This window comes from Pseudemcibacter sp., assembly GCF_965661635.1.
Lineage (GTDB): Bacteria > Pseudomonadota > Alphaproteobacteria > Sphingomonadales > Emcibacteraceae > Pseudemcibacter.
Genome location: NZ_CBFIEP010000086.1, coordinates 1 through 9,333, shown reverse-complemented (window position 1 = coordinate 9,333; position 9,333 = coordinate 1). Strand labels below are relative to the sequence as shown.

General features: G+C 37.6%; 7 protein-coding genes. 3 read left to right on the top strand and 4 right to left on the bottom strand.

The features are described from left to right. The coding region (locus ACTF6W_RS06160) for a trypsin-like peptidase domain-containing protein (RefSeq protein ID WP_438993671.1) at positions 1–666 on the bottom strand (666 nt) is incomplete at its 3' end. Positions 667–1,011: 345 nt separating this feature from the next. Here ACTF6W_RS06160 and ACTF6W_RS06155 point away from each other — a divergent pair. Beyond that, a complete protein-coding gene (locus tag ACTF6W_RS06155; RefSeq protein ID WP_438993670.1) occupies positions 1,012–2,718 on the top strand; it encodes an amidohydrolase in 1,707 nt (568 codons plus the stop codon). Between the two features lie 57 nt (positions 2,719–2,775). On the opposite strand, the gene ACTF6W_RS06150 is transcribed toward ACTF6W_RS06155, so the two are convergent. From ACTF6W_RS06150 to ACTF6W_RS06140, 3 genes are all read right to left on the bottom strand, one after another. Further along, positions 2,776–3,804: a DUF1624 domain-containing protein gene (locus ACTF6W_RS06150; RefSeq protein WP_438993669.1), complete on the bottom strand. Its 1,029-nt coding sequence runs from the start codon at positions 3,802–3,804 to the stop codon at positions 2,776–2,778. A gap of 278 nt (positions 3,805–4,082) precedes the next feature. Next, positions 4,083–6,698: an aminopeptidase N gene (gene pepN / locus ACTF6W_RS06145; RefSeq protein WP_438993668.1), complete on the bottom strand. Its 2,616-nt coding sequence runs from the start codon at positions 6,696–6,698 to the stop codon at positions 4,083–4,085. Between the two features lie 109 nt (positions 6,699–6,807). Beyond that, entirely contained in the window at positions 6,808–7,167 is a 360-nt protein-coding gene (locus ACTF6W_RS06140) for a response regulator (RefSeq protein ID WP_438993667.1), read from the bottom strand. 135 nt (positions 7,168–7,302) lie between these two features. Here ACTF6W_RS06140 and ACTF6W_RS06135 point away from each other — a divergent pair, with 135 nt between their 5' ends. Both ACTF6W_RS06135 and ACTF6W_RS06130 read left to right on the top strand, forming a co-directional pair. After that, positions 7,303–8,154 carry an N-formylglutamate amidohydrolase gene (locus tag ACTF6W_RS06135; RefSeq protein WP_438993666.1) on the top strand — a complete coding sequence of 284 codons (852 nt, stop codon included), beginning with the start codon at positions 7,303–7,305 and terminating at the stop codon, positions 8,152–8,154. 427 nt (positions 8,155–8,581) lie between these two features. Further along, a partial coding sequence (locus ACTF6W_RS06130) for a hypothetical protein (RefSeq protein WP_438993665.1) occupies positions 8,582–9,333 on the top strand: 752 nt, incomplete at its 3' end.

Genomic DNA, 9,333 nt, shown 5'->3' with positions numbered 1-9,333 from the left:
GAGCAATTCTGGACGACTGTTACTCAATGGAAATACTGTTTGAGGTAAAAAATTTCCCTTTAACAAAGCAAGGTCATTCTGAGTGTCATAACTTACTACGGTTGCAGGTATTTCTTCACCTTCAAAGTGAATTACGACGCTCTGGCACTGGTCTATGACGTGATTATTCGTGATGATATAACCATCATCAGAGACGGCAAAACCACTGCCAGAGGATGCGGTAATTTCCTTGTCGTCTGGAATTTGATTATAAGCCCCATTGGAGTTTTCATCATTATACTCTGGTTCTTTTCGAGTAATTGTTCGGGGGGAGCCAATGTCCTGGGTATACTGAAATTGATCGTTTTTCCAAAAACCTTCTTGAACGCGACCATTTGGAAAAGTATTAATGCCGAGGCCATTTTTTTTACCCGCTTTAATTTCACCCGCATAATGGGATCCATTATATGTACGATCCATAAATCCATTAATTAAGTTGCTATTTTCAAAATAACCTTCAAGAAATTCTCCATTTGGCCAAGTGAATTTGCCCTGTCCGAAGTAACTATTGTCCTTAAATTCTCCAACGTATTTTTGCCCATTAACTAAGGTATGTGTACCTTGGCCGTTTCCTTTACCATTTTTATATTCACCAACATAATGGGATCCGTCGGTAATCGTATCCACCTTTTTATCCACCCTTTTATACTAGAACTAGGTGGATCTTACAAGATGCTACTGGAATAAAAATGACATAAAAGTCATATTTACTGGTACTTAGAGCACTTACTAGGAAATCAATAAACATATGTTTAATGCCGTATTAAAGAATTGAACAACTGTTCATGACAAGAGCTCGAAAATAAAGCGTTCTATTTTCCAACTCTTGTTTTTTTATACTTATTTTTCCCTTTAATCATAATAAAATTATAACTTTTCTGTAAAAACAATTTGTATTTTACCTACCTAAAGTTTTATCTTGTGAATATTATAACAAAACAGATTTAATCGAAAATATATGAGGAAACTTTAATGATCAAAAAACTTTTACTAGCATCAGCTGCAATTGGTATGCTGGCGGCTTGTTCTGGTGAACAAACGAGCAGTGATAATGCAACTAACGCAGCTGCCTGTACTGCCGCAGATCTCGTTTTAACAAACGGTACTATTTATACCGTAAATGAAAATAACCCTTCCGCAGAAGCAATTGTCATTAAAGACAGCAAATTCATTTATGTAGGAGATAATGACGGTGCCGCAAGATACACTTGTGGCGACGCGAATATAATAGATTTAGCCGGGAAAGCCGTTTATCCGGGCTTCATTGAATCACATGGTCATATTTCCGGCGTTGGTTTTCGCGAAGTTAACTTAAACCTTCAAGGGATTAATAGTTTAGCTGAAATGCTTGCTGCCGTAAAAGAATACGCCGATGCAAATCCAGATCAGCCATGGGTCGTGGGGCGTGGCTGGATTGAAAAAGTTTGGCCGGAAAAACGTTTTCCTACACGTCAAGAACTCGATGAAATCGTTCCAGATCGTCCCGTTTATTTAACACGCGCTGATGGTCATGCCTCCGTTATAAATACGGTCGCTATGAACATGGCTGGCATTACCGGCGAAAGCGAAAACCCCGTTGGTGGCCACATTAACCTTGATGAAAATGGTGAGCCAACAGGCATGTTAATTGATACGGCTATGCGTTATGTGCGCCCTCTGATCCCTTCCCCAACACCAGCTGATAACAAACGCGCAATTCAAGCGGGTACAGAACGTAATGTTTCATTAGGTTGGACTGGTTTTCAAAACGCAGGTAGCTCATGGGAATCATTTAATCTGATGAAAGAACTTCACGCAGAAGGTAAATTAGCACACCGTATCTATGATGCCATGGGTTATGGTGACAGCGCCACGCAGCTTGTCGAGCAAGGCGCAATCATTGATCCAGATCATTATCTAACGGTTCGTGACATTAAAATTGTTATGGACGGTGCGCTCGGATCTCGTGGTGCAGCCTTTATTGAACCATATGCTGATTATGATACCCGCGGCCTTATGCGTTATACACCAGAGGAAATAAAGCCTCTTCTCGTTGATGCTCTTAAAGCAGGCATTCAAGTTGAAACACATGCTATCGGTGACGATGCAAACCGCAAAGTTCTGGATGCTTATGAAATGGCATTTAATGAAGTTCCAAAATCACAGCGTAAAGTAAACGATGTTCGGTGGCGTATCGAACATGCGCAAAATGTGCAACCCAATGATGTTGACCGCTTCATTGACTTAGATGTTCTACCATCAATGCAGCCTTCCCATGCTATTGGTGACTTGCACTTTGCAGAGGACCGTCTTGGTCTAGAACGTCTTAAAAATGCTTATCTCTGGCGTGTATTCCTAGATAAAGGGGCTATTATTCCAGGTGGATCTGATCAACCCGTTGAAATTGGTGACCCACGCATTGAATTTTATGCCGCCGTTGCGCGTAAAGACCTAAGTGGTTTTTCAGCATTAGGCTGGCATCCTGAATATGCCGTTACCCGCGAAGAAGCATTAAAAATGCTGACCATCTGGGGCGCTTATGCAGCATTCCAAGAAAATGCGCTTGGATCCATTGAAACAGGTAAACTAGCGGACGTTGTTGTTTTTGATAAAGACATTATGACAATTCCTGAAGACCAAATTATGTCATCAAACGCAGTACTAACCATTGTTCATGGTGACATTAAATATCAGAAATAAAGTTTGGTAATATTAAATGATAAAGGCCGCTGTATTCAGCGGCCTTTTTTAATGGTCTTATAAATAACTTAGCCACCAATCTTTTCTTTGAGATTTAACCTTATATACCCATTTGCAAAATGGATACATCATAGCAATCACCAAACCCCATACGAGATATACTCCTATTAAATTTGTACCGTATCCCTCTGGAAAGAAAGGGAACATATGAGCCAGTTGATGTGCTTCGTACCCTTGCCATATTCCAAAGAAAACACATAACACATGAATAAGATAGAAATGAACTACATAAAAGGCGAATGGAACTCTTCCAAACATCACAAGTATATCTTTAATTTTCCCACTGATTTGATCGGCATATGAACATAATATTGCCGTTGGCCCTAACGTCATTAATAGAAACAACAAACTGGGTGGATATTTTGTGACACCAAAGAAATCAAAAACTGTTGAAAATAATCCGAGTTCCTGAACTTGCCATGTATTTGGGTCACCATATATCCCTATAAAACGCAAGACGATAAACGCACCTATAAATGAAAAACCAATTTTTCTAAGCAATGCATCTCGTTCACTCGGCTCTTTTTTAAAAATAAAGCTACTACCATACCCGATTAAAATAACCCCAATCCATGGAATTGGTGGATACATTACGACGGTATAAAAAGGAATTATAAGAAAAGTGCCTGGTGTCATCAATGTTACCCAAAACGGGACATCTGGTTGAGAAAATGGCTGTGCTTCTGGCCAAAATCCGCCGATAAAATTATGCCCTAAAAGAATAACAGCGCCAATGATCAAACAATTTCTTGCACCCAGAAATAATAATCCTGATAAAGCAATCATGCTTATACCTAAAGCATAGAGAACTTGTAAGAAGGCAAATATACCGCCTCCTGTCATTTCATCACCAAGAGGCCTAAAAGTCAGTGCTGTTGAAATAAGAACAATTTCACAGAAAATGAGCCAAATACCGCGCTTTAGGATAAACTTAGATAGCTCTTTACGTGATCTGCGTTCCTGCATTAACCCGACCGACGTTCCTGCTAAGAATAAAAAACCGGGGCGCAAAAATGCGTGATCCATCTCGTAATATAATACCCCCCATCAATAGCAGGATCGCTTAAAGAGAGGCTCGTACCGCTGAAATAGAAATAATCTCTTACATGATCAAGTGCCATTATAATAATGACAAGCCCCCTCATCATATCAATATTTGATAGTCTATATGAACGTATGTCTTTAAAAGTAGAACTCATTTTTTACACCCTATTTAATTATGAATATTAAGAAGCTAACATAGTAACTTTAATTTAGAAAGTTACTATGTATTAATAGGATATACTGAAAAATACTTATTTAATTTAAGCTAGGCTTTTTGAGACAATTTCGTACACATGTTTGGAAAGACCTTCTTGCTTTAGAATATCTTCCAAAGTTGAAATCATCATCTTTTGGCGATCTTTATCAAAAGACTTCCATCTGGTCAGCTGCTTAGCCAGGCCTGCTGCAATTTGTGGATTTAAAGGATCAAGAGCCTTGATATTACGTGCAAGAAATTCATATCCCCTTCCCGAATTATCATGGAAACTCACTTGATTTAAACCGCAGAATACGCTGATTAGTGAACGCACACGATTTGGTGTTTTCAAATCGAAATCTTTATGATTATTCATTTCATCCATCTGATCTAATACGCCACTACGCGTCGACATTGCTTGTGCACTAAACCATTTATCAAGAACTAATTGATCCTTATGCCATTTATCATAAAAGTCATCGATTACTTTTTCACGGTCAGCACTTTCACTATCAACTAAATAAGTGAACGCCGCTATTTCGTCCGTCATATTATTACTTGAATAAAATTGATCACGGCAAATTTTAAAAATATTTTCGTCAGCAATTTCCATTAAATACCCAAGGACCATATTTTTTAGACGTCTCTGCCCAGTAGCTTCGGGCGTAAATTCATATGGGTCGTCCGTAAGACACGCTTGATAAGTAGAAAGCAATTCATCCTTCAATGCGTATGCCAACTCACTCACCACATATTTCCTTGCTGTATGAATTCCATCGACCGCTACTGGCGTTTTTTTCTGCCCTAAGACGCTCTCGGATGGTAATGCTAACATTTCCGCTATAAAGGCTTTATCCAATGACTTATCCATCAAAACCATTCGAAGTGCTTCGATAAATTTTGGATCAAGTGCTTTGGGACCATCAGCCTTCAAATCATCAACGATTGATAATATTATATTTGTAGATATGGTCTGCGCGGCTTCCCATCGATTAAAGCTATCAGTGTCGTACCCAATCAGGAATATTAATTCATCGCGCGTTAAATCATGACTAAGTTTTATAGGTGCTGAAAACCCACGCAATATTGAAGGGATCGGCTTTTCTTCCAGTCCTTCAAAAGTGAAAACTTGTTCTTCTTCCTTTAAATCAAGCATAATGTTACCACCAGGCAACAATTCTTGCCCGAACCGATCAATTAAGCCCAATTCAACAGGAATATGCATGGGCTTTTTATCTGTCTGACCAGGTGTATCAGGAATGGATTGCTTGAAAGTAAGTTCATATTTCTTCGCACTTTTATCAAAATGGCTTGTCACACTGACTTCCGGAGTTCCCGCTTGGCTATACCACAATCTGAATTGGCTTAAATCAACACCAGATCCATTTTCCATAGCACAAACAAAATCTTCACATGTAACGGCCTGACCATCATGTCTTTCGAAATACAGATCCATTGCTTTTCTATATTTCTCAGCACCAAGTAAACGATGCATCATTCGAATAACTTCCGATCCTTTTTCATAAACCGTCATGGTATAAAAGTTATTTATTTCAATATAAGATTCAGGACGCACTGGATGTGCCATAGGCCCGCTATCTTCAGCAAATTGATGCTGACGTAGAGTTCTTACATCATTTATTCTGGTTACCGCACGGCTGCCCATATCAGCAGAAAATTCATGATCGCGAAATACCGTTAATCCCTCTTTCAAGCTTAATTGAAACCAATCACGACAAGTAACCCGGTTACCGGTCCAATTATGGAAATACTCATGTGCAACAACGGCCTCAACAAATGAGAAATCAGTATCTGTTGCTGTTTCCGCCTTAGCTAGCACACACTTAGTATTAAAAATGTTTAAGCTTTTATTTTCCATTGCCCCCATATTAAAATGACTTACGGCGACGATATTAAAAATATTCAAGTCATATTCAAGACCATAAACTTCCTCATCCCACTTCATGGATTTCTTTAAACTCTCCATAGCATGAGGGCATTTATCCAGATCTTGCTCCCCTGTAAAAATCCTTAAGGTTACATCCATACCGCTTTTGGTGGTGAAATGATCTTCAGTGCATCCTAAATTACCGGCAACCAAAGCAAATAAATAACTTGGTTTTGGAAACGGATCATCCCAAACGACATAATGTCTGCCATTTTCGGCTTCTCCCCGTTCAACTTCATTGCCATTTGACAGCAGAACTGGATAATTTGCTTTAAAACCTTCAATTCGAACCTTGAATTTTGCCATCACATCAGGGCGGTCTAAGAAATAAGTAATGCGACGGAAACCTTGAGCCTCACATTGCGTACAGAACATACCATTTGATACATAAAGTCCTTCAAGGGCTGTATTACTCGCTGGATCAATATCATTCACAATCATTAGATCGAATTCATCGGGCACATCATGAATTGTTAGCGTCTCGTCATCTAAATCATAGTCAACATTCTTTCCATCAATGACAACAGAAATCAATGTCATGTCTTCACCATCAAGAATTAAGGGTGAGTTATCCCCTTGCTGACGTTTAATATGCAATCGCGATGTCACATGTGTAACATCCTCATTTAAATCAAAGTTTAAATCCACAGTTGTTATGGAAAAATCTGGTTTTTTATATTCTGATAAATATTTAGTTTCTGGGGACACATCTTGTGCTGAGATATCAAGCATACTTATTCTTTTCACTAATTATGGTTATTCAAAACTAACCTTAAAGGATAAAAAGCAATAACCACAAATAAATAATTAGTGATTTCATAAATATTTAACAAATTAAAGATTATGCCGCTAAAATACCCTCTACTTCATCAACTAAATCGCGAAGATGAAATGGTTTTTGCAATAATTTTGAGCTTTTTGGACGCTCTTTTGTACGGTCCATGGCCACTGCTGCAAAACCGGTAATAAACATAACAGGCAATTCTTCATGCATGGCTGTTGCACGACGAGCAAGTTCAATACCGTCCATGCCCGGCATAACAATATCAGTCAATAAAAGATCAAATTTTTCATTTGTTAGGTAAGGTATTGCTTCAGCACCATGTGAAACAGTGACTACGTCATAGCCTGCTTTTTCAAGCGAGCGGCTTAAAAACATGCGCATCGTTTCATCATCTTCAGCAAGTAAAATTCGTAGCACTTTGCTTAACCATTTTTAGTAACAATCTAATCTTTTCAATCGTTTATATGCTGATTGCCTTAATATTTTGTAAAGTCTACCTAGAAAATACACTTTTATCTATTTTTTTTTAGAACTATTTTGTAGCCTATATTTATGATTTTGTACTCACTTTTAAAAGCTGACCAGAAAACGAATAATATAATTTATAATTCTCCCCATAGCGGAGAATGCTTTCCTGATGGGTTTTTAAGTCAGACCACAGTGGATAAACATACTCTACTTTGCTCGGGCGATAGTTTCGTGGATAGACTATACGATCAAGCACCTAATCATGGTTCAGTGTTATTCACGAACCAATATGCACGAAGTTTCATGGACACCAACAGAGCAGCCTATGAACTGGACCAAGAAATGTTTTATGGCGAAATACCCGATGATTTAATAGATCGCACTCATAAAGTCGACATTGGATATGGCTCAATTGCAAAATATGCATATACAAGAAAAGAAATATATTTCACAAAAATTCCGTTTGAAGAGGCAGAAAGCCGAATTAGACAATTTTATTTCCCAATTCACGAAAAACTTAATCACTTATTGCACGAAGATCATCAAAAGTTCGGTTATTCAGTATTGATAGATTGCCATTCAATGCCGTCTTATGAATTTTTGAATTTTAAAACCTTAAGAAAGCAGCCCGATATTATACTTGGCAACTTATATGGAAATAGCTGCAATGATGAGTTAACGAAATATATTGCAGCACATTTTAAAAGGCATAAACTTAAGGTCGTAATGAATAACCCCTTTGCGGGCGGATATAATACCAATCATTATGGACATCCAAATGAAAATAAACACGCAATTCAAATCGAAATTAAGAAATCTCTGTATTTAGATGAAAATAATCGCGCCCTCAAACCGCAGGCGCAAGATATGAAACTTATCATCACTGAATTGATCAAATCATTAAACGAAGACATTGAAAAAATTTTATGCGTATAAAGGAAAAAAGGACCATCCGGTTTTCCGAATGGTCCAAGTCTAGGGAGGAAATGCTCTAAAGAGCGGTAACAAAAAACTCCTACACCAAGAGCCTTGTTACTCATTATATTTATGCCTAAAATATTATATTGCAAGCATAAAATAGCCTATATTTTACAATAACTTAACTTAAACATTTATATCACACTGTGCTCTTTATGTCACAGTCATAAAAACCTTGAAAAACTATATATTTCAATAAATTAGAGCTAATTCTTAAGTGAAATGATAAATATATCACTTATCACTTTTTTGTGTTTTTTTTAGAAAAATTAAGTTTTTTCACCAAGATTGCTATTAGTAATTTTATAAACCCATAAAAACGATGTTGTTAGGAGAGTCACTTTCCTATAGATTTTAACATCGATCCACCATTGAGGAATAATAAGTGCTAGATTTTAATGACCCAATCATGATGCTAATGGTGTTACCGGCGGTAATTACTATTATTGGGCATGGGTTATTCCGTTATTTTGCCGGTGAAGGCATTGGCCACACGATCGCCAATTCTTCATTAATCATTGCATTTATTATTACTTTGCTTATTTCCTATGGCATCCCCACATTACCTATAAGGACAAATACGGATCAACTCTTTTTCATTTGTTTTATTTCACTTATTTTTGGGATGTTACAAGACAGATATCCTAAAATGAGCATTCTATCACCGCAAGTCCATATCGCATTAATGATATTGGTAGTCTTCTGGATATATGCGAATAACGCGACTTTTCCTATTGTTCGTATTAATATTTATGCCCTTGCCTTTATTGCGATAATTGCAATCATACTCTTTTTAAAACTTGAAGAAATTCAATATAATGCATTACAAGCACCAGTCTCCTTGTTCTGGGCGGCTGTTGGATTATTCGTTGTTGCTAAAGGCGCAGACATTCCCTTAAGTGTTGATTTAATGATGATTTTGATCGCTTCAATCGGTGCCTACCTCGTACTTAATTTCCCAACACCAAAATTTCCTTTTGGTGCTTCAGCACTTTATCCCGGCTTTCTCATTATACTAAGTGTAGCAATGCAAATGTTTAGCACCGAACCTTCGCTTGCATTTTCGCTGCTTATCTTAACTCTTATTTTTTATTCAGAAAATCTGCTCGGGCTTTTACAAAATCAATATGCCACTCC

Coding starts and splice junctions, on each gene's coding strand:
- ACTF6W_RS06155 (WP_438993670.1), top strand. CDS start 1,012: ATGATCAAAAAACTTTTACTAGCATCAGCTGCAATTGGTATGCTGGCG.
- ACTF6W_RS06150 (WP_438993669.1), bottom strand. CDS start 3,804: ATGGATCACGCATTTTTGCGCCCCGGTTTTTTATTCTTAGCAGGAACG.
- pepN (WP_438993668.1), bottom strand. CDS start 6,698: ATGCTTGATATCTCAGCACAAGATGTGTCCCCAGAAACTAAATATTTA.
- ACTF6W_RS06135 (WP_438993666.1), top strand. CDS start 7,303: ATGATTTTGTACTCACTTTTAAAAGCTGACCAGAAAACGAATAATATA.